The sequence below is a fragment of the Duganella sp. LjRoot269 genome (genome assembly GCF_964254095.1).
GTDB classification, from domain to species: Bacteria; Pseudomonadota; Gammaproteobacteria; order Burkholderiales; family Burkholderiaceae_D; genus Rugamonas; species Rugamonas hordei.
The window spans coordinates 114,641-135,487 of the sequence record NZ_CAXUSL020000002.1; the positions used below are offsets into that span (position 1 = coordinate 114,641).

The window sequence follows — 20,847 nt, forward strand, 5'->3', positions numbered from 1 at the left end:
GCCACGGCCATCACCAGCTGCTGACCCACCTGCTCCACCAGCTCGGCGCCTGGCCGGCGCCTCCTCCAGCTGCAGCACCAGGTCGAGCGCGGCCGCCATGCACGCGCCGCCGGCGCGCCGCGGTACCGACGCTGGCCAGCACCATGCCCGGGCACACACCAGCTGCGGGCCGGCCGCCGCCGGCGCCGCGCCAAAGCCAACACCTGATCACCGCCGGATCCCCCGACCGCCGCCGGCGCGCGCAGCTGGTGATGGCCACGGCCATCACCAGCTGCTGACCCACCTGCTCCACCAGCTCGGCGCCTGCTGGCGTCTCCTTCAGCTGCAGCACCAGGTCGACCGAGGCCGCCGCGCACGCGCCGCCACCTGATCCCCGCCAAATCCGCGATGGCCGTCGGTGCGTCGCGGCTTCTGTAGAGCGGGGACAGGGTCGAATTAAATCAAAACTTTTGATTCATTTAAAATCAAGCACTTAGCCGAATGCCCCAAAAAGAAGGGAGGCCGTTGGCCTCCCTTCTTTTTTGAAATCACGCAGATAACTTCCGTAGCCTGTCTGACAGCGATTCGCTCGCAGGTGTCCCCGCATTCAGCTGCTGGTCATTCCCAACGTCCGCGACAACGGGCGATAGGGAAGGGAAGGGCGCAGGAGCAACTTGGGGCTCACTTCGTGTAGGCGCCACCGGCTTTGGCGTTGGAGCATTAGGCGCCTCCGGCCGAACTGCTGCTCGTTCGGCCAGGTCAGGCTGGACATGCCAAGCGCGATCGGCATGACGGAGTTGAGCGCCGTCCATACGAAAACCAGCCTGCTCGGCGGCAAATCCCAACTCGATCCAGCGGCGTGACTCTGCCGCACGATCGACGCCAGGAGCACTGAGCCGGCCCATGATTGCTTCACCCACCACTGTTGGACGAAGTATAAACCGGACTTTAGGATCAGGATCGGTCGCCATCTTTGACCTTATGCTGCAAGTTCAACCGGCGCGTCGACGGTTTGGCTGATCAGATCGTGACCTTCAACAATGCGCTCTTCCGGGCGCACAACGAAGTTCGCGAACTTCCACATACCACGAGCGTTCGCGAACTCTGGATCTGGCGAAATGATGCGCTTGCCCTTGTAGACCAGCGCGAACGCGTCCTCACCCAGAGCCGACTTGATCAGCGCAGTGCCGCCGCCCACGAAGATTGCTGCACCCAGATCCGAGCCGTCCCCGACCTTTTTCACGAAGAAGTTCATCACGTCCGCCAAATACTCGCGGCAAGACGTTTCGACAATTTCCGATACATCCTCTGCAACGCCGAACAGTTCGTAGACCTTCGTCCGGAACGCTTCTTCAACATAGGACGGTGGAGGGTCGTTGCTCAGATTGAACTTGGACTTGATGCGCTCCGCAACTTTGGCAATCAACTCGAGCACCCCGATGTTCTCGGTACCACTGCGATCTTTGTACACGCCGTTGACGTTTTCAACGACCACAGCGATATCCAACGTCTTGCCGCCCAGGTCAACGACGGCGACGGGACGACGAGAGATCAACGTCTCAATGTCTTTGTCCATCGTGCCGTCATGGTTCAGCAGGGCGTCATAGAACGCCGCAATAGCTTCGCTGACGACATTTTGCTTGCCAATCTGTGCAAGCGCCGCACCGGCACCGTGGCGACGAACTGGCTTCGCCAGGCTCTGTTTCTTTTTGTTGATCAGTTCCAGGTTCGGTTTCCCATCCTTGTAGTACTGGTCCACCGGCAGGCCCGTCACCAGGTAAAGCGGGGCGCTGTTCAGCCCGCACTCGGCCAACGCGTGATTTACCAGAGTCCGGTTCAGATCCGAATACGGGTAATCAATGGTGCGAGTGTCCAAGGCGCGAATCAGAGCCTGCCCATCTGCGACGGTGTAGCTCCGGCCCTCGGTCTCGTAAGCCGCGCCCGGGTGGTTGCCCATCGACATGATTTGCTGCAGACCTTCCACGGCACGGGACTTGTGGTAACCGTAAAGGTACTTGCCCGTCTTTGGATCGTAACCGAAGCAGGTTTTAATGGTGTCGTGACCGTCATCTTGGCCGATGCCCAGCAGCTGGTGTTTCATGAAAGCTCCTTTATTTACGTGGGAAAGTGAACGTGCGGCTTAGCTATTTGTTCCGTTTTATAGCTACAAAACGTAACTGTACACCGATAATTCCCCATGTCAAGGCGTGGTTGGACGGATAATGTCATTTCGCGCCATTTTGTGCCATGTAGTGCCACGATTGGGCGGAAACTGCGTGTTCCGGATGGCGTTTGCTGCCGATATTTGTCGTAGGGTGTCTTCAAGTGACGTTTTGAGTCACTTTACGCTGCGGATAATTCGTGGCACTCAACGACTGCAAGCGACGCGCGCGGCGTATGGAGATAGCCGAGTCTTTCGCTACGAGTCGCATGAGGGAAGTAACTTAAACTCGGTACCAGGTAGGCGCCAGCACTGTGCAACGGATGTCGAAACAACGCCATATTTGATCTGCAATGCTCGTTAAGTGCCGCGAATTCGCAGGCGTAAAACGTCGTTAACGTCGTGCAACACGTTAACGGAAATGCCACGAGAGTAGAATTGCAACTAAAACCATAATAATCAACGGCTTATGATTCAACCGAAATCACTTTCATCGGTTGATGCTCATCGGTTAACAAGGCGCGGTTGCAAACGGCAGAATGCCCAGGGTGGAATGTGGGCAAAACACCACATTTTCGCGAGCGTTCGAAGGTTAATGATACGGTTGGCGCTTTCGCACGCCGTTGCAGGCCGAAGCCGAGGAATGGACGCACCGTCTGGAGGTGAAAACCGCCTCGCCGAGGATGGTATTTTCGATAAAAATTTCTCTTCAGCACTCATAGTGACGCCGTAGCAAATCCGTGGCCGGTAAAATGCTGGATATCAACCCAACGCTTGTGTTAGGTGACCAGTTCTTCGGCAGGCCCAGGGTGTCACCTAATGGGAGGGCAGGGCCTCTTTCGCGGAAAAAACTGGGCTCCAGTGATACCCGGCGCAGTCGCACCCATTAACTCGGGAAAACCCGGCTCTGGACAACCCACCGTCCGAGTCAAACCACGTACTTTTTCAATGCAAAATAACAGCCCGACGCAGAGCCAAGTCTTGGCCAAGCCCCCTCTCTTCATGCCCGACGCCCCTCCTACAGCCGCGGCCCTGAGAAACGTGGATCCCGAGATCCTCCTGGACCAGCTGCCCCTGGAGCTCGCAACCCAAATTCTCGCCGAGTGGCGGGCTTCACGCGCGACCGAAGGCGTCCCGCCGCCCGTGAAGAAGACCGTCGACCTGTACGCCCGGAACAGTGAGATGCTCGAGCACAAATACTCGCGCGAGGCCCAGGTTGAAGTTGGCCTGCTCTCCCCGGTGGATATCGTCAAGCAGCTCTTCGTCCATTCCAAGTTGCTCGCGCAATCCACTTGGAATTTGTATCGACACGGCTTTTTGCATACGATGAATGCCCGAGAACAGGCGCTTGTCGAGCAGGGCCTGCCTCAACCGAGTCTCGTCCGGGCACTGGCTGCGCTGATCGTCGCATCGAAGAAACCCATGGCCGATCCTCGCTCGTTGGGGGCTCCGCAGGTCTCCTCCCGCCGGCCAAGAACCAAATCGGTGTCGGCTGCGGACTTCGAGAAGCTGATCAATCACCTGGCGACCGGGTACTCCACGCGAAACTTGCGTCCGCTCAAGGCCCAGTCCTTTGCCATGGCCATTCTTGCAACAGGCCTGCGTCCCGCGGAGTGGGCGCGGACAACCATACGCCCGGCCCGGGCTGACGAGGTCCCGCACGGTGAGCCCCCAGAGGGCTGGATCGCGCTCGAGGTGGATACTGCAAAGCGCAAGGATGACGAGCCAGGCTGGAAAAGAACCATTGTGGTTGAACCCGGCCTGTACCAGGTCCACGTTCACCAACATCACGATCAGCTCCACGCGTTCCTCAATTCGAACCCGACCGCTGAGGACCCCGCAACCAATTATTCTGTGCGATGCTCGCGGGCGCTCAAGAAAGCCTGTGAGGAGCTGTGGCCCGAGGCTCGGAGAGGGAAGGCTCCAGTTCGCGTAACCCTCTACACCTTGCGGCACCAGGCTCGTGCCAATATCGCAGCCGCGTATGGTGGTTTTGTCGCGGCGGCAATGATGGGACACTCCCCGCATACAGGTGAAAACTGGTACTCGGGCAAACACCGGGCGAACAATCTCAGCATGCTGCGACGCGTCCGCAACGCCGGCGTGCCGGTCCCAGTACCTGGTATGGATGTCCTCCTCCAGGCCCAGGAATTCGAGAACAATCCTGCCCTGATGGAATCCGCTGGGCCCAGCGACGAGCAACGCGACGTGCCGTAATCCGTGAAACAATCGGGAAAGCACAGAATTATTTGACGCGGAAATTTACTTCAGCAAAATCAGTGACTTATCACAGAATTGGCTCCCATGAGAGGGGCCAGCAGGCCGATGTTCCACGGCTGAGCTAGCCTTCAATGCGGCACAACCCGTCGTTTCGTGAAATTCGTACCATATGGTATCCTTTTGGTACAAATGCTACTGGACCGCTCATGAAACCTATTCGCGAGGCATTGGCCGCCTCATTTCCCTGGTTGGATGCTGCTGAAATTGAGCAGGTCTGCCGACGGTTGCAGGTCGACGAAAATGGCTCCGCCATTGAGAGAATGCGCGTTACTGCCGACACCTTGGATATCCTGGGACTTCCTCCGACATCCTCATTACTCCTCGCGATCGTGGGCCGTGGTTCAAAAGGGGCTGCGGTGCAGGTTGCCCGCGAAACAGCACGTAGCAGATTTGAGCGCGCCAGTCGCGCGCCGGGGCCGTCCGCTCCTGGTGCAACTCAAATCGACGCAACGTCAATTCGCGCGATGCTGTTGGAGGCCGTGACTCAATTGAGGGCCCCGTCATCTATACCAGCGGCCGAGTCAGAAATCGTACAGATGCTTCGTTCGGTCTCCGGTGACGTCAATTGGCTCAAGTCCACCATCGACACTGAGCGGCAACTTCGCAAGCACATGGAGCAGCATGGCGCCGTGGTGGAGGAGAGCCACAAGCAGCCAGATCGAGTTCAAGAGCGTCGGGCAATCGTTTCGGATCTGGCGAGATCGTTGGAAGCCAATCGGTTTGGGTCACACTATCGTGCGCCGGATCCGGCAGACGGAGCACAAGAATAGCAGGAGTTGCAACCGCGTCTACCAAAGCCTTTCAGAATGGCGAACAAAGCCAACCTCTGAAAGGCAGATATGAAACAGACTCATTCGATTAGCAAGCTCCCGCAATTCTCGACGTTGACGCGGGAGCAGTTCGGCGGCGTTCTCTCTTCAGCTAAAACCGTTAAAGTGGTGGCTCGTGCCGGTTCCGGGAAGACCAAGCTCGCGATGGGCTATGCGGCGGCGCGCCCGAAGGCACGCGGCCTGTACCTGGCCTTCGGCAAACCTACCCAAATGCAGGCGAACGCGCGTCTGAAGGCACTGGCTGTTAATACGGAAGCGCGCACCACGCATAGTTTGGCGTGGAACGGATTTGGTTCCGCGTTGGATGCGGCGTGCAAGCTTTCTTCCAACGGATCCCTGCGTGCCGGCGTAACCGCGAAGCTGCTGGACGTGAACTACGGCGTTGCCAAGGCCGTCAACGAAGCCGTCCATACTTACTTGTGCAGCGCGGATAAGGTGCTGTCGGATAAACACTTGCCCGATGAGCGCGACTTTCCTGCAGTGCGCTTTGCTGCCGGTGCTGTGATGGACAATGCGCAGCGCCTGTGGGCTCGTATGACGGATCTGAACGACACCGACGCGAAAGCCATTCCCGATGTCTACCTCAAGCAATGGGTCAATACGGACCCGAAGCTGCCGTATGAATTCATACTCTTCGACGAGTGCCAAGACGCTAACCCTCTGTCTGCGTACCTGGTGTCGCGCCAAGAACATGCTTCGCGCATCTATATCGGCGATCCGCACCAGTCCATCTACGGCTTTCGCGGCGCCGTGAATCTGATGGACGAGATGGAGGCTGAAGAAACGCACACGCTGACTGCTTCGTTCCGGTTCTCCAAAAACATCGGCATTCTTGCCTCGACCTTTTTGCAGCACTGGAAGAAGGAACCATTGCCCTTGATCGGCTTGGGCCCGGCCGGGAAAGTCCAGCCAGGGGACCAGCAAGCATACTTGGCTCGGACGGTCGCGGGCTTAATCGGCAAAGGCTTCGAGCTTCATATGAAAGGCCAAAAGCTCCATTGGGTGAAAGGCTTCGAGGACTATCGCGTCGCGCCCATTCTGGAGGCCTACCGCCTCTTCAAAGGGGAGAGCAGCGCGAGCTTCCAGGATCCAGTGCTGAAATTGATGAAGAGCTGGACCGAGCTGGCGGACTATGTCGAGGTGACGAAGGATCCGGAAGCTGGTCCCGTTTATCGCCTGGTCGCGCAGTACGGCGATGAGATCCCGAACATTGTCGAGACGCTCAAAAGGGAGCAAGTGCGCTCTGAAGCCAACGCCCCCTACGTGCTGACGACCGCGCACAAATCAAAGGGGCTTGAATGGCCAGTGGTGCGCCTGATCAATGATTACTTCTCGTTCAAGGATCCAAAAGACGGCGACAAGTGGCTAAGTCCAAACAAAATCGATCCGCAGGAAGCCAATCTGATGTACGTCGCGCTCACGCGCGCGATGAAGGCAATTGCGCCGACGGCGGAGATCGTCGAATGGTTCCGTCAACAGCCGGCGACCGCACGTTTGTTCCCCGAACCTAAGGCGCCCACCGCCCCGGCACCATCGGAGGCTGAAAACAGCAACCTGCCGCGAGCAGCATGATGGGACAGGTAACGTAATTTAATACGCGGGATATTTGCGAGACGACACGCCGATTTTTTAGAATGGTCCTATGTGTGCCGATGACTATAGTCGGCATTATTTCTAACATAGTTGTTCCGTTCTATATATCCATAACGTATCGCACATATGCCGCGAAATCCTATTCTCAAGCCGGACCAACTAAGCCACATTACGCGTCTCCTCGCGCACGAATCACTTGAAGGCGCCTCCAAGTTGCTGGGCGTGTCGAAGGAGACGCTCACCAAATATCTGCAGAAATATCACTGGACTCCGAAGCGATTCGCCAGCTATTTCAGCTTTATTGTCGCCCCACAAAAGCAGCAGAGACCGAAGCGAACCAGAGACGCGGAAGAGGGCGAGCCAGAGGTGAAGAGGCGCCTGAGGCAACCAATCGATTGGTCCGGGTACTCCTGGGCGGCCGGCGAGCAAGCCGCTCGTTTGGCGATGCTGCGCCAGCATCTTTCGGGTACCGGATTGACGGCCACCCAGATGTTCGAACTGACGGGGATCGATCGGGGCTATTGGCGCCAGTTTGTCACCGAAGGCTGGGTACAAGTCGATCATTTGGCAGGGCGCTACCGCATTCCGTTTAGCGAAATTGCGCGCCTGGCCGTTGAGCATCCTGAACTGCTTCCTTATGCGAAGTTTCGGGAGCCTGTGAAGGAACTTTTTGGGCTGACGGACTTGCCGCCCGCGCCCGCGTTCAAGCTGATCACCTGCCATTCCAAGCATATCGTGTCCCGAGTCGTTGAGCTGCCCGCTCGGAGGGAGCGCCAGGCGATGTCTTACGAGGTGCAAAGCTGCGAGGACTTTGGCGACGTTCGCTTCTGGGCGCCACTGCTCAGTAGTCCGGCTTGTCCTCGTTGCGGCGTGCGCACGACGCGCGTATCTGAGGATGGGCTCTATACCGATTTGCCAGGCGAGGATGAAGGCGCACGGAATGCCTTGGCCAGCAAGATTGGGCTCCGGTGGCGCGAGGGGACCTTCCGAACGCCAGCTGGCGCGTCGATGGATCTGGCGGCTGTCCAGGCATACGTGGACCAGATTTCCTTGGACGATTCGCGGGAGCGTGAACGCCGGGTGCGATTGATTCAAGAGATCGAAAATTATCGGCCTCCGGAAGAGCCATAAATTTTGTAACCACGCCCCGCCAAACGCCTATCGTTCTGGCTGGGCGCTTGGCCCTATTCATCGAAAGGAAATACCATGGCAATTCAACGCTCCACCCCCACCCAGGCTTCCAGCTGCATGGCTGGTGACCTGGTGCGCGTTGTCGACGCGCGCGGCTCCAGCTATCCCGCTGCCGTGCAACTGGGCCCCGCGGTAGTCATGATCGCGAACGGCATGTTCGGTCGCGTCGCGATTGAAAACGGTGAGGCCTACCTGCGCCCGGATGAACGGGTTCCCGAGATCATGCGCGCGCTGGGCGACATGCGCCTCGGCCCGGGCGCCTCGGTCGAGCGCCTGTCGGTCGATCGCCCGCACGAGCTGGCCCTGCTCGGCCTGGAATATCTGCAGAAGATTGCCGATGTCGCGCGCGTGCGCTCCACTGACGCCACCGGCCAGGTGAACGCGTCAGTGCTGAAAGCCTTTCTCGGCGAAGCGGCTGGCTCCGATCTGCGCAAGATCGTTGATGAGCTGGCTGCGGCCGGCATTTCGGTCGTAGAGAAGGTGTCCAAGACGACTACGTACAACAGAACCGTGGTGCTGACGTCCGATCCTGAAGGCGTGCGCGACGGCGTTGTTCAGCATGGCGCGCTGTCGTTCGTTTCGCCTGAAGTGAAAGAGAGCGACGAATCGATCCAGGTGTACGACGCGTCGCGGACCCGGGAAATACTTCTGGCAACGCATTCCATGGAAGCGGTTGGCGGCAACGGTGACGTGCCGGCTAATCCGGCGCCAGTGGCAGAAACGAACATCCTGCGCCTGCTGGGGATCGAAGGCGTGCTGAGTGCAGAGGACGTCACTCTGGATCCGGACTTGGGTGACGACGAGCCGGATACCCCGGCGCCCCGCTGATCGAACTCCGGCCGCTGCCTTGTCGGTGGCGGCTGATCCCGTTTGGGCAAGCCAGGTTGCTTCCTTGTGTTCCGGTACCGGGCCGCGATAGACGGAAGCATCACTGATTATCAATGAGGCTCGTTGGCGACGAGCCAGACGTAGAAAGAACGACGACCATGACCAAGACCTTGATTATTGCCGAAAAGCCCTCGGTTGCAGAGGACATAGCGAAGTCGCTGGGTGGCTTCACGAAAACGCGTGACGGGTTTGAGCGCGAGGATACAATCGTTTCTGCAGCGGCCGGCCACTTGGCCGCCGTGTCGGCGCCAGGTGCTGACAAGACCGGGAAATCTCTCGAGACGCTCCCAATCGTTCCAGCCAGGTTCGATGTGGCTGTGATCAACGATGAGCGTGCGAAAGCCCGCTTTGCGTTACTCCAGCGGCTCATGGCGAGGCCAGATGTGTCCACCGTCGTCAACGCGTGCGATGCAGGACGCGAAGGCGAGCTGATTTTCCGATTGATCTACGAGGCAGCCGGCTGCCGCAAACCTTCGAAGCGTATGTGGCTTCAGTCGATGACGCCCGATGCCATCCGGGAAGGCTGGAAAGGGATGCGCGCCGCCACCGAATACGATCGCTTGGCCGACGCGGCCCGCTGCCGCACTGAATCCGATTGGCTTATCGGTATCAACGGTAGCCGCGGCGTTACATACCTTCAGGAGGCCTTGAGCGGCATGTATCAGATGTCCAGCCTCGGTCGAGTCCAGACACCCACTCTGGCTATCGTGGTCGACCTCGAGGACAAGATCCGGAACTTCAAGCCGCAGGACTATTACGAGATCCACGGAACGTTCGCAGGTGCCGGTGGTTCCTACGAGGGGCGTTGGTACAACCAGACATCGCGTGAGGACGCAGAGGGGAAAAATACCGAGGGGCCATACCGCATTTTGGATAAAGCCCAAGCTGAATCGATTTTGGCTAAATGTCGTGGCGTGGCGCCGTCGTCGGTGCGCGACCTGACCCAACCGACGCAGGAGCAGCCCCCCAAGCTGTTTGACCTTACCACGCTGCAGCGTGAAGTGAATAAGCGCTACAAGCTTTCGGCAGCAGAGACGCTCAAGATTGCGCAGTCGCTATACGAGCGGCACAAGGTCACAACCTATCCGCGGACAGACGCGAGCGCACTGCCTGAGGACTATGTGGAGCCCGCGCGCGAGGTCATGAAAGCCTTCAGCGGCACGCCGTATGATCAGCACGCACGTACGGCCTTGGAGGCCGGCTGGATTCGATCAACGAAGCGCATCTTCGACAACAGCAAGATTAGTGACCACTTTGCGATCATCCCCACCGGGGTGGTGCCCCAGGGCCTGAGCGAGGCCGAGCAATGCGTATACGACATGATCGCGCGTCGCTTCATTGCAGCGTTCTATCCGGCCGCGGAATACATGCAGACAACTCGCGAGACCATAGTCTCCGGCGAGATGTTTCGGTCGACGGGCCGCGTCATGAAGGTCGAAGGTTGGCGCGCCGTCTATGGTACCAAGGTGGACGAGCGGGAGAAGAAGTCCATGATGGCCCCGGTACAACCAGGTGAGCGAGTGAATCCGGTAAAGATGGAGATGAAGGCCAAGAAGACGAAGGAGCCGGAGCGCCTGACCGAGGGCCGCTTGTTGACCGCGATGGAGACCGCCGGGAAGACGCTGGACGACGATGCACTGAGCGAGGCCATGGGTGAGAAAGGTCTGGGTACGCCTGCAACCCGTGCGGCGATCATCGAAAATCTGTTGAACGCTGGGACCAAGGAAAAGCCGAAGGTTCCGTATCTGGAGCGCGTCAAAGACATCCTGGTTCCGACTGAGAAGGGAATGAATATTATCCACTTCCTGCGCGCCAACGGTATTGGTGCGCTCACGTCGCCGGCGATGACGGGGGAGTGGGAATACAAGCTGCAGCTGATGAGCGAGGGCAAGTACACCCGCGACGCATTCATGGCCGAAATCGGCGTGGCCACGCACGACATGTTGGACGCGATCCGCTCCAAGGCGCCGGTCGTTGAACGAATGACTCTGTCGAGTCCGTGCCCGCGTTGTGGGGGCGCAATACACGGGGGCCTGGGCGTGTACGCATGCGCGCGGGAGTGTGGGTTCTCGATTAAGCGCATGCTGCTTAGTCGCCCCATTTCCCCGGCTGAAGCGGAAGCTATACTGCGAGATCGCATTACCGGTGTCCTGGAAGGATTCGTCAGTCCAAAAACCGGCAAGCCGTTCAACGCTAAGCTGAAGTTAAACGCCGAGTTCAAACTGGATTTTGAGTTCCCCGATCGCGCTGTGGTGGATCCGGCCACGTTGGCCGCAGCGCCGGCGCTGACGCAAAAGTGCCCGAAATGCAAAGGAACGATGCGCGCGCTGCCGGAGCGATTTGTTTGCGAGACCAATGATTTTTCGTTTGCTCGGACGATTAGCGGTCGAACCATGAGCGAGGTGGAAGCGGACTACTTGCTGGCGAAACGCACCACGCCCAAGGCTGGTGGTTTCCTCTCCGTGAAGAAGAACAAGTACTTTGAGGCCGCGTACAAACTGACCAAGGACTTTAAGGTCGAGCTGGTGTTTGACTGATCGAGCTGAAGTGTGGATGCGATGCGCAACGCAAGCATCTGCACTTCAGCAAACGTGTTTAGTGGGAGATGGAATGAACAATCAGAAATCGTATTCGCCGGACTTGGTTATCCAACAAGCGCTTCACCAGGCAGGCTTGGTGCCGAGCCGGTATGTCCGCGATGACGACAGTGTCTTGGTGGTGTTAGAGGGTCGAGATATTGCCGCCCTGGAGCTGCATCTCGTGGCAAGTGGCCTGGAGAAGATGTCAGGTCTGGCGACCACGATCCGCAGTTCGGGCGAACTGAGCCCGGCCGAGAGGGTGAAGCTGCGGGAGGTCGGAACGTCTGTGGCCTGAAGCTGTCAGCTTGCGTCGAATCCAGGCAGATCCGCCGTGTACGGCGTGGTGGCTTCGCCGTAACGGAGGTGGTAGATGGCGCTGTAGTAGTGCATCGGGTCTACGGCATCCTCCAGTCCCTTGAGCTCTTTGTCGAACTGGCAGATGGCCGGCACTACTGCCGGCTCCTTGCGTATGGCCTCCCAGTTGAGCAGCTCGGGCGCCAGCATTTCATCAGGGCTATTGAGCCCAAGGTACACCAGCAACTGGGCGAGCGGGTGCAACACCTTAGGCCGGTCCAGATCCATTTCGATTGAGTGGGCCAGCCATTGGCTCCATATTTTCGCGCCAACCGGATAAATCACTGCGTTGTGAATTTTGGGCATCGGCCGGGATGGGCTCTGCGGGATCGCAACGTGCACGACGTCAGTGGGTTGTGACCAACCGACGCGGGACAGTGCGGTCTGCCCGATCCTGATCATGTTGCCACCGAATCTGCGGTACAAGCTTTGATAGACCAGGCGCTCCTGGTCCTGGTCCATGAAACTGCTCATGTACGTGCCGGGGCCGGTCCTGACCAATAGGCCTTCGTTTGTCCAGCGTTGCAAGAGATTTGCCGCTGACCGGACGTTTATGCCCAGGTTCGTGGCCACTGAATTGGCGTCAAGTAGCTCGTCGGATCGGAGGAGTGCCACCTGCTCAGGAACGGAACTTTTCATGGTCGGAAATAACATCGAAAGTAGTGTAAAAATTGTAGCTGAAAAAGCTCTATGCAGTGGGAGTATTCCGTTTTCTCCTGCAAAAAATACATCGTAAAAGTGTATTTCTGCTTTGTCGTATCGTCGATGAACGCATGGCGAGGCCTCTTCGCTGCTGACTATAGTCGGAATTGAACTGATTGGCTGGTGCAACCACGTCCAAATATAAAAACAGCAGGCTGCGCTAGGAAGCTGCTTGCGGGAAACCTTTTTCTCTGGCAATCTTCAATCGCGCGTCTCCCACGCGTGCCTTGCCAATATCTGGCGAACTCTGGCGAGAGGGAATTGCGGCGCAGCCTTTCCCTGTCTCCGACACCGAAAGCTGCATTGAATTGGCTACTGCGGCCCCGATACGATCGGTGGCTTTTTTGTCGGAGAATCTTGATGGAATTTTCATTCGTGCGCGCTATGCGCGCATCCATTCGCTATACCCTAGCCTCATTGAAGCGGGACTCGAAACGCCTGCAGCGTGCTGCTATTGAAGTCTTTGGCCAACCCTATTCGCTATCGCAGTGTCAGGAGGCCTTGGCTCGAGCACGGGGTTTCCGAACCTGGCATGAGGCCGAGACGGTGCTGAAACGCGGGGGGCGAGATCGTACTTTGCCTTTCTGGACGATATTTTCTCGTAATGACGTCCACGAGGCGACGCTGTCTGCGGTTGTCGCATCGGAGCTGGAGATGGACCAGACCGGCCCAGTGGTTTTCTTGGGTCCTCCAGGCGAGGCAGCGTCGCCTGCACTTTGTTTATGGGCAGAGACCATGTCCGCGATGGCGGTGCCAGGCCTTGCTTTGCTCGATACGAAAGCGAAGTCGTTTCAAGATACGCCGCTTGGCCGAGCAGCAGCGGATCTTGGTCTGGAGGATGTCATTGGCGAATTCCGATTCTTGGATGCGCGAGAACCGAACTTGGGTGTATCTTTGAGCACGTCCGGTCGGGATTGGGCTCGAAGCTTGGTTCATGCGCTGCCTGACGCGCATCGTCAGGCCATTCAGGATACAGGCACTGAGTCCCTACTCGCAGGCATGCTCGATGCGATCGGACGCAAACGCGCAACGGAAGACGGTGGAGAGTACAGCGTCTCGGCATGGGAGGTGCGCACCGCAGTGGCGTGTATGGCAGCGAGCACACCGATCATTCCCAGGGAGTTGTACGAGCGGGGACAAGGCGACGAAATAGAGCGCGTGGAGAACGACTTCGACGAATTCAAGAAGCGCCGACCGGTCGCCGCACTGGAGGCTCTCTCCGAACTCGCATTTTTGATCGAGAAGAGGGGGCTGCACGTCGGGCGCGTATTCTCGGTTGAATCCAAACACCGGCCCACTGTGCTCTTGTTCGACCAGGACGATCCGGTGTCCGTTGCGGTGGCCAGTGTTGTGCACTCTTTGTACTATTGGCGCTATGTGGGGCATGAGTTGCGCTTCCAGGGTATCTATACGAGACCATTGCTTTACTATCGAGACGCAGAGACCGCTGGCCAGCTCCCGGTTTTCCTAAAGGTTGGTGGTGATGCCACCTTTGCCTGCATCGTGTCGGGGGGATCGCTCGATCAGCGGCAGCACATTCCGGAACATCTCCATTCGCGTGCTCACGTGGTTGGGGTGGAGGACGGGGCGCTGGTCTTCAGGGGCCGTCGAACGCCGTTCGTGACGGGACCTGAGGTGAGCCTCGTCACCTGAACGCCTGAGACTGGCGAGACACCCTGACTATTAGCTAAAGTGTCGAAAGAGGTCAGGGTTACCAGGGCTATAGAGGACGGGGAGAAGATGGGTAAGATAAACGACAGCTTGCGTCGACGGCTGCTTAAGATTGCCGAGTTAGCGGCGCGCGGCGTGGATGGGGAACAACAGGCTGCCGAGTCCATGCTGGCAAGACTGCTCAAGAAGCACAGCCTGTCTTTGGAAGATTTGTCCAAACACCGCGAACGTAGCTGGGCTGAGTTCGCAGTCGACGGGCGCTACGAGTTGCTGTTGTTGGAGCAAGTCATTCGGCGTGTGACCCAGAAAAACGAGTTTGATCGGTGCCGGTCGCAGGAGGATTTAGGGACCGCCTGGTATGAGTTAACGCCAGGTGAGCATGTCGAGGTGCAGCTTCTGTTCGACGTGCTGAAGGTCCACATGCATGATCAACTTGAAAAAACGGTGGCCGCGTTCGTTTTAAAAAATGAGATATATGGGCCCATCGTGGACGCATCAGGTGAGGTATTACGGACACCTGCTGAGCAATCCCGGTCGGAGCAAATAGCTTTGCTGGCTCAGGACATGGCGCTCGTGCCGATTCTGCCGGCATTAGGGTGACGTCTGAGTAGCGCAACGTTTGAGGAGACAAGAATGAATTTGAAATCGTTACACACCTATTTGGGGCAGCTGCTCGACGCTGGCGTTGCGCCCGATATCCCAGTTGTAGCTTTGGCCGATGAGTGGCCGCGAGAAGTGCACGACATCTACATGTTTGACGGTGGCTATCACGCGGACATGGCACCAAAATTGGTTGTCGGGCGCTTGATCGGTCCTATGCTTACCCTGGTTCCAATTGGTGAAGACACAGGGGCATTGCTCAGCGGATCTGCCGAGGAACAGCCGACGCATCGCCGGATCGCGCTGCCCATTGAGCCGCCATACAAGGCATAAACGGGAAATCATGATGCGCTCCATATTGCAAGCCCTTTTTGACGGCGCCCGCGAAGACCTTGGCTACCCAGCTTCGCTTATTCGCCTTCTGCGCGCTCGGCCTGACACGCTGGTCGAAGTGCATGGATACCCGGCCAGCATTTACTTAGAGGATGTGCCGGACTGGACCCAGCTAACCCAGCCCATTGGATTCGACTGGGGTCGGGAGAGCGTAGGAGAATTGGCCGGCTGGCGAAATGTCGGCTCTCATTACTACGAGAGCTTCACCGTTCGTCGCCCTGAGTATGAGCGGCTGATCGAACTGGATATCCACCAGAACTTCAATTGCGATATCCAGCAGGTTCACGGCTTTTCCGCATCGAAGACAAATCTGAAAAGCTTCACTTCCATGGAGGCGATGGCGATCGCCGACAGCCCTGAGCTGATCGCAGAGATTTCAGAGTCTGGCCTTGCGCGTGTCATGCGGAAGGCCGCGCTGGGCCCTGAGAAGGCTGCGAACTCGGACGACTATTTTGTGCGCCATAGCTGGCACGGACCGCTCTACCTGGTCAACGACGATGGCTCGCATCACTTCGCCGCAGCAAAGACGATTGCTGGTCGCTTAAAGGTTCCGGTACGTGTTGCCGCGCCGCTGCACAGCTATCGAATCAATCCGAGTGCAGTCCAGTCCCTGGAGGATGATTTCGACATGTTCGTGATCTCTGACGACGCCGAAATATCCAATGCGTTTCATGAAGCGATGGAGCGCTTTAAGGCGACATACTTGTGGCATCGCATGCCGCGCCCGTTTGACGAAACGCGGGCTATTTTGCTTCCGAAATCGGAAAAGCGTTCGCGACGTGTGGCACAAGTCCTACGAGAAGCGAGTATTACGGATTTGGGCAAGCACTTGCGTTTGTACGCTGAGCAGAAGTGGTAGATAGGTGTAGTCCAGATGCTGCAACGGGTGATTGTGGCACGAGTTTGTAGTGAATACTTTCAGGAGAATCTAAGATATGGGCAACAAGAAGCGAAGCTTGTGGGAGGAACTTGGTTGGGAGGGTGCGTGGTCTACGACTGCTCTTATCTTGCTGGCACTATTCCAGTATGTTCCCTTCCTGTCGTCATTCGGCACGCTGAAGGCCGTCGTAGGAGTAAATGGGCTCATTTGCGGTGGTGTGCTTGCCGGCCTATATTTCATGGAAGTCGGCGAGGGACGGAGCTGGGTGGGGGGAATTCTGCCGCTGGCATTCGCAGGGTGGGGCCTCTCTTTCGTGATTTAGGTCCCCATAGTTCAATTCTAGCGTGAAGCGTAAGCAGCGTCAGATTGGATGTGGAAAGCAAAAAACCTCGACCGTTTGCCTGGTCGAGGTTTTTTGCTTTTTGGAGGGCGCGTGCACGGCTGCCGCAGTCGACCTGGTGCTGCAGCTGAAGGAGGCGCCGGCCGGGCGCCGAGCTGCTGGAGCAGGCGGGCCAGCAGCTGGTGATGGCCGTGGCCGGCGCCGCGCTGCGCGCGCCGGCGGCGAACGGGAACCTGGTGGTGATCAGGTGTTGGCGTGGACGCGGCGCCGGTGGCGGCCGGCCAGCAGCTGGTGCGCGCCTGGGCGTGGTGCTGGCCAGCGCCGGCACCGCGGCGCGCCGTCGGCGCGTGCGCGGCGGCCGCCGTCGACCTGGTGCTGCAGCTGAAGGAGGCGCCGGCCGGGTGCCGAGCTGCTGGAGCAGGCGGGCCAGCAGCTGGTGATGGCCGTGGCCGGCGCCGCGCTGCGCGCGCCGGCGGCGAACGGGAACCTGGTGGTGATCAGGTGTTGGCGTGGGCGCGGCGCCGGTGGCGGCCGGCCAGCAGCTGGTGCGCGCCTGGGCGTGGTGCTGGCCAGCGTCGGTACCGCAGCGCGCCGGCGGCGCGTGCACGGCTGCCGCGGTCGACCTGGTGCCGCAGCTGAAGGAGGCGCCGGCCGGGCGCCGAGCTGCTGGAGCAGGCGGGCCAGCAGCTGGTGATGGCCGTGGCCAGCGCCGCGCTGCGCGCGCCGGTGGCGATAGCGGATCTGGCGGTGACCAGGTGTTGGCGTGGGCGCGGCGCCGGTGGCGGCCGGCCAGCAGCTGGTGCGCGCCTGGGCGTGGTGCTGGTCAGCGCCGGCACCGCGGCGCGCCGGCGGCGCATGCCGGGCGGTCGACGTCCACCTGGTGCTGCAGCTGGAGGAGGTGCAGGGCTCTCCGGGGACGGAACTAACCTTGTGGCGTGGTTGCACTGACTGAGCGACGGCCGTGTGCCACCATTAGCCATATTCCCAAACAGATTTCCTCGAAAAAATGGCCAAACGAGTATTCCAGATAACGGGCGGCATGCTCCCACTGTTCGCATGGCGCCTACCCGCGGAACTCGCGGGTTATAAGCAGGCCAGGCTGCAAGCCGAACAGTGGATCCACGTGATCAAGGGCTTTGCGCAGAAGGGTATCAAGCAATCCGAAATTGAAGATTCGAAAGTGCTTCCTTGGCTGGCCGAGCAGGGGCGTAATCAAGTCACCCGCGAGGAACTGGCGGAATACGTCACCTACGCTTTGCCGTCTATAAAGGAAGCCCGATTTTCAGGCAAGGACACAAAATATCAGCAGTATTCCTGGGCACCCACCGGTGACTACAACGAGAGCCTGTTCTATTTCCCGACCGTCACCGAAGATCTCGCTGATCGGATCGCGGACTTGGATGACGCGATCTCTGCGCTGAACTTTGACTTCGACGCACTGGGCCGAGACCCCGACGCAGTATTTCGACTCGATCGCAAGCGTGAACAGCTGTTTGATCAGCAGACGGAGGCCAGCGCGGGAGGGCTGCAGCTGCGTACGCACTTCTCTGCAAGTCTGCAGGACATGTGCCCTGACGCTCGCGCGGATTTTGCGCATATGCGATGGTCAGTGTTGCCGCTTGATGGCGGGAGAACCCTTTTCATCCACGAACTCCAGAGTGATTGGGCGCAGCAAGGCAGGAAGCACAATTGGGCTGGCGCGTATAAGCGGGCGCCGCTGGTTACGGAAACCGAGTACTGGACGGCATTTCTCCTACGTCGTGCTATGGCATTGGCTGTTGAACTGGAGTGCGACCAGGTGTCGTGGATCAATGGTGCGGCCATGGCGAACGGTGGCGTGATTCAAGGCGCTGAAGGGCTCAATGAGTTCTACATGAAGATCGTTCCGAGCCTCGCGAAGAAGCTCGCGAAGCCGTTTGAAGCCGAGCTGGCGTTGAAGGAGCTGGTGCTGCGTCAAACTGGGCATCGATTGGCGGTTATGCCAGTGACCAGTTCGATGCGTGAGCGGATGGTGGCTCAGGTGCCGGTCTATTCCTATGCCAATACCGTCAAACGATCGACGTACGATCCGGTGCGGGCCTCCCAACTGCAGCAGGTCCTCCAGTTGCGGGCGAACGATAACCTCCCTCATAGCCGTATGCGTGTGTCGATTGTGCGTGAGATTCTCGACGCGCAAGAGAGCGGTAGGCCAGTCGGGGCGTTGATCGGGAAGGTCGCGCGTATCGCATTTGACGCTGAGGACCCAGTCAAAGCGTTGGACCACGAAGCATTTCACTTTGCCCACCGCTACAATTTTACATCGCGCCAGCGGAAAGACGTCGAGCAACACTTCTCCAGCGGATCTCCATTGCTGGTGCGGACCGTCCGTCTTCTCCTTTCGCATGGTGAGCATGCGGCTGCGAAACAGGCCATGCGCAGCCCGGAGGAGGCGGCGGCGCACGCGTATTCGCTTTGGAGGAAAGGGCTGATGCCGGCCAATCGCCTTGAAGGCCTAGCAACGTCAGTCGGAGCGAGTGCTGCTGCACAAAGCATCTTGACCAAGCTGTTCCCGGCGGTGAGCGAATACGTGTCGTCAGTGTGTCGCTGGATCCGCGGATCGGCCGTTTCGCCAACTGACTTTGTCGCAAAGATCGTCCGCGCTCAAGCAAGTGGTCGCGCGATGGCGGAAAGACATGAAGAACGTGCTGGGCCTCTTGATGCAGCCATGCTTGATCCAGGACGAGAGTACGGTGAACATTGTGGCGACTCGGCGATGATGAAGTGATCGATGAATGAATTTTTGAGGATACAACATGCGAATTGAACTTAGCCGATTTGACGACAATGGCGCCGTGAGCGCCACTTACCTGGACCTGACGCCCGCGGAGATGGCGGCGATCGTTGGCCGGGCACACGAAGTCGCCCGCCTGCGGCGTGACGGCCAGCCCTATGAAGATGCCTTGACGCAGCTCGATGGTGCGTTTGAAGGCGTCAGTGTCAAAACCGGTCCGGCAATAGCTGCCGAGACTTCTGTGACGCCAAGTTTGGTTGACAGCATCGCTGCTTTGCGACAGTCGACTGCGAGTGATCAGGCGGACGAGCGGCGCGTCAGTGTGAGCCGCGATGCCTTGGACGCGGTGGACACGGCTCTTCAGGAAGCGGTTTCGCCTGGCAAAGCTGATTGGAAATGGGTTTCCACGCGCCGCGGCGAAAGCGTCGAGGTCAAGTCGCAGGATGCAGCCGATGTGCTTCGAAAAATGTCCCAGGTGACGCGCGATGCTGGTGCTCCAACGATCAAAGAGGCCATGGCCAAATACCCGCTCCAGTTCAGTGCCGCCTTTGCCGCGCTCGTTGAAGAGGAGGAGCGCGAACGGAGCGAACGTTCAACGACCATCGTCCATCTGAGCGACGAGCAGAATGGCGAGACCATGATGTCGATCGTTGCGCCCGCGGGGATGAGCGAAGAGGCCGTTCGCGATGTAGTCCAGGCTGCGGTTATCAAGGGTGGTGACGTCGATGGCATCGCGGCTCAACTGCATGCTTCTGGATTTGAGCCGGTGGAACATGTGACGGTGGTGGTGCCGCCGCCACCGCGCGACGACGAGGGCGATAACTTCGATTCACCTTCACCGTTGAGATAGGACTTGTGGTGCCAGCGCCGCTGAACTGGCGCAGCGCGCTAGTCCTTGCTTTTGCTTCGCGCAGGCGTGACCTGGATGAGGTTGAAGGCTGTCCTTATCCAGATTCTCGCGGCGGATTTTGTCTCAACAATGGTTTCCTCAACGGCGGCGTGCGAATGTCGCATCACGCAGCGCAGGAGCCCTGCGTCGTCGGTGTAGAGTGTGAGTTGGCCGGCCGGACCATTCGCAAAACACGGCCGCCCGACAAGCATCGCTCGCTCCGCCGCAGACGCGCTTTTGACAACGACGACGTCATCGAGGGTGCCAGTGGCGATCCCTGCGATGCCGTTGAGGGTCACTGTCGCCGCTCCCGAGGCCTCGCGCGTCGAGGCGCGGTATCGAATGCGTTTGTCTTGGTTGATCCCACGGCTTCGGACCATTTTCAGGGTCCCTTGGCCAAACAGGAAGACAGTGTCGCCTGCCACCACCGACTCCCCGATGCGCTGGCCGATGGCGTCGAAGAGCAGAGCACCTTCCTCCATTGGCACATTGAGCCGGCGAGCGATCCATTGCGAAAATTCACGTTTATTGAAGCTACTCATTATAGAAATAGTATCGAAATGATGCGGTACAGCTGCGTTCGCAAAAATATTTTTGCTCTTTTCTCCGCTGTTCCGTTCTGTTACTATAGCACGTAACTACTGCGATAGAGGCACTTTGGTGGGAAAGTATGCAAGCAGCAGCTGTTAGGTGGCGGGTGTCACCTAATCGACGGCCAATTGACCACTACAGTTCTTTGTGGAATGA

The 20,847-nt window shown here is 58.6% G+C and carries 19 protein-coding genes; 14 read left to right on the top strand and 5 right to left on the bottom strand.

What is annotated here, in order from left to right:
• Positions 1 to 10: 10 nt before the first annotated feature.
• Both ACSQ3S_RS33255 and parM read right to left on the bottom strand, forming a co-directional pair.
• Positions 11 to 331: a hypothetical protein gene (locus ACSQ3S_RS33255; protein ID WP_436145235.1), complete on the bottom strand. Its 321-nt coding sequence runs from the start codon at positions 329 to 331 to the stop codon at positions 11 to 13.
• 627 nt (positions 332 to 958) lie between these two features.
• Positions 959 to 2,080: a plasmid segregation protein ParM domain-containing protein gene (gene parM / locus ACSQ3S_RS33260; RefSeq protein WP_436145236.1), complete on the bottom strand. Its 1,122-nt coding sequence runs from the start codon at positions 2,078 to 2,080 to the stop codon at positions 959 to 961.
• 1,101 nt (positions 2,081 to 3,181) lie between these two features.
• Between parM and ACSQ3S_RS33265 the strand changes: the two genes are divergently transcribed.
• The 7 genes from ACSQ3S_RS33265 (at position 3,182) to ACSQ3S_RS33295 (ending at position 11,796) form a co-directional block, all read left to right on the top strand.
• Complete coding sequence (locus ACSQ3S_RS33265) at positions 3,182 to 4,357, top strand: hypothetical protein (protein ID WP_436145237.1); 1,176 nt, start codon at positions 3,182 to 3,184, stop codon at positions 4,355 to 4,357.
• A gap of 209 nt (positions 4,358 to 4,566) precedes the next feature.
• On the top strand, positions 4,567 to 5,190 hold the full coding sequence (locus ACSQ3S_RS33270) for a hypothetical protein (RefSeq protein ID WP_436145238.1): 624 nt from the start codon (positions 4,567 to 4,569) through the stop codon (positions 5,188 to 5,190).
• Between the two features lie 69 nt (positions 5,191 to 5,259).
• Positions 5,260 to 6,822, top strand: a complete 1,563-nt coding sequence (locus ACSQ3S_RS33275) for a UvrD-helicase domain-containing protein (protein WP_436145239.1) — start codon at positions 5,260 to 5,262, stop codon at positions 6,820 to 6,822.
• A gap of 147 nt (positions 6,823 to 6,969) precedes the next feature.
• Positions 6,970 to 7,974, top strand: coding sequence for a hypothetical protein (locus ACSQ3S_RS33280; RefSeq protein ID WP_436145240.1), 1,005 nt, complete (start codon positions 6,970 to 6,972; stop codon positions 7,972 to 7,974).
• A gap of 75 nt (positions 7,975 to 8,049) precedes the next feature.
• Positions 8,050 to 8,862, top strand: coding sequence for a hypothetical protein (locus ACSQ3S_RS33285; RefSeq protein ID WP_436145241.1), 813 nt, complete (start codon positions 8,050 to 8,052; stop codon positions 8,860 to 8,862).
• A gap of 158 nt (positions 8,863 to 9,020) precedes the next feature.
• Positions 9,021 to 11,459, top strand: coding sequence for a DNA topoisomerase (locus tag ACSQ3S_RS33290; RefSeq protein ID WP_436145242.1), 2,439 nt, complete (start codon positions 9,021 to 9,023; stop codon positions 11,457 to 11,459).
• A 73-nt stretch (positions 11,460 to 11,532) separates the two neighbouring features.
• The gene (locus tag ACSQ3S_RS33295; protein WP_436145243.1) at positions 11,533 to 11,796 is read left to right on the top strand and encodes a hypothetical protein; all 264 of its coding nucleotides are present in this window, start codon (positions 11,533 to 11,535) and stop codon (positions 11,794 to 11,796) included.
• Between the two features lie 5 nt (positions 11,797 to 11,801).
• Here ACSQ3S_RS33295 and ACSQ3S_RS33300 read toward each other — a convergent pair whose 3' ends face one another.
• Positions 11,802 to 12,329, bottom strand: coding sequence for a hypothetical protein (locus ACSQ3S_RS33300; RefSeq protein ID WP_436145244.1), 528 nt, complete (start codon positions 12,327 to 12,329; stop codon positions 11,802 to 11,804).
• A 588-nt stretch (positions 12,330 to 12,917) separates the two neighbouring features.
• Between ACSQ3S_RS33300 and ACSQ3S_RS33305 the strand changes: the two genes are divergently transcribed.
• The 5 genes from ACSQ3S_RS33305 (at position 12,918) to ACSQ3S_RS33325 (ending at position 16,881) form a co-directional block, all read left to right on the top strand.
• Positions 12,918 to 14,210, top strand: a complete 1,293-nt coding sequence (locus ACSQ3S_RS33305; RefSeq protein WP_436145245.1) for a hypothetical protein — start codon at positions 12,918 to 12,920, stop codon at positions 14,208 to 14,210.
• 87 nt (positions 14,211 to 14,297) lie between these two features.
• Positions 14,298 to 14,828 (top strand): hypothetical protein, encoded by a 531-nt coding sequence (locus ACSQ3S_RS33310; protein WP_436145246.1) that lies wholly within the window; start codon positions 14,298 to 14,300, stop codon positions 14,826 to 14,828.
• 33 nt (positions 14,829 to 14,861) lie between these two features.
• The gene (locus ACSQ3S_RS33315) at positions 14,862 to 15,161 is read left to right on the top strand and encodes a hypothetical protein (RefSeq protein WP_436145247.1); all 300 of its coding nucleotides are present in this window, start codon (positions 14,862 to 14,864) and stop codon (positions 15,159 to 15,161) included.
• A 10-nt stretch (positions 15,162 to 15,171) separates the two neighbouring features.
• Positions 15,172 to 16,080 carry a DUF6685 family protein gene (locus ACSQ3S_RS33320; RefSeq protein ID WP_436145248.1) on the top strand — a complete coding sequence of 303 codons (909 nt, stop codon included), beginning with the start codon at positions 15,172 to 15,174 and terminating at the stop codon, positions 16,078 to 16,080.
• A 546-nt stretch (positions 16,081 to 16,626) separates the two neighbouring features.
• The gene (locus ACSQ3S_RS33325) at positions 16,627 to 16,881 is read left to right on the top strand and encodes a hypothetical protein (RefSeq protein ID WP_436145249.1); all 255 of its coding nucleotides are present in this window, start codon (positions 16,627 to 16,629) and stop codon (positions 16,879 to 16,881) included.
• A 57-nt stretch (positions 16,882 to 16,938) separates the two neighbouring features.
• Here ACSQ3S_RS33325 and ACSQ3S_RS33330 read toward each other — a convergent pair whose 3' ends face one another.
• Positions 16,939 to 17,298: a hypothetical protein gene (locus ACSQ3S_RS33330; protein WP_436145250.1), complete on the bottom strand. Its 360-nt coding sequence runs from the start codon at positions 17,296 to 17,298 to the stop codon at positions 16,939 to 16,941.
• A 149-nt stretch (positions 17,299 to 17,447) separates the two neighbouring features.
• Here ACSQ3S_RS33330 and ACSQ3S_RS33335 point away from each other — a divergent pair, with 149 nt between their 5' ends.
• Positions 17,448 to 19,205 carry a hypothetical protein gene (locus ACSQ3S_RS33335; RefSeq protein WP_436145251.1) on the top strand — a complete coding sequence of 586 codons (1,758 nt, stop codon included), beginning with the start codon at positions 17,448 to 17,450 and terminating at the stop codon, positions 19,203 to 19,205.
• Between the two features lie 28 nt (positions 19,206 to 19,233).
• Positions 19,234 to 20,061 carry a hypothetical protein gene (locus tag ACSQ3S_RS33340; protein WP_436145252.1) on the top strand — a complete coding sequence of 276 codons (828 nt, stop codon included), beginning with the start codon at positions 19,234 to 19,236 and terminating at the stop codon, positions 20,059 to 20,061.
• A 38-nt stretch (positions 20,062 to 20,099) separates the two neighbouring features.
• Here the strand turns inward: ACSQ3S_RS33340 and ACSQ3S_RS33345 are convergent, their stop codons facing one another.
• Positions 20,100 to 20,642 carry a hypothetical protein gene (locus ACSQ3S_RS33345; protein WP_436145253.1) on the bottom strand — a complete coding sequence of 181 codons (543 nt, stop codon included), beginning with the start codon at positions 20,640 to 20,642 and terminating at the stop codon, positions 20,100 to 20,102.
• Between the last annotated feature and the right edge of the window lie 205 nt (positions 20,643 to 20,847).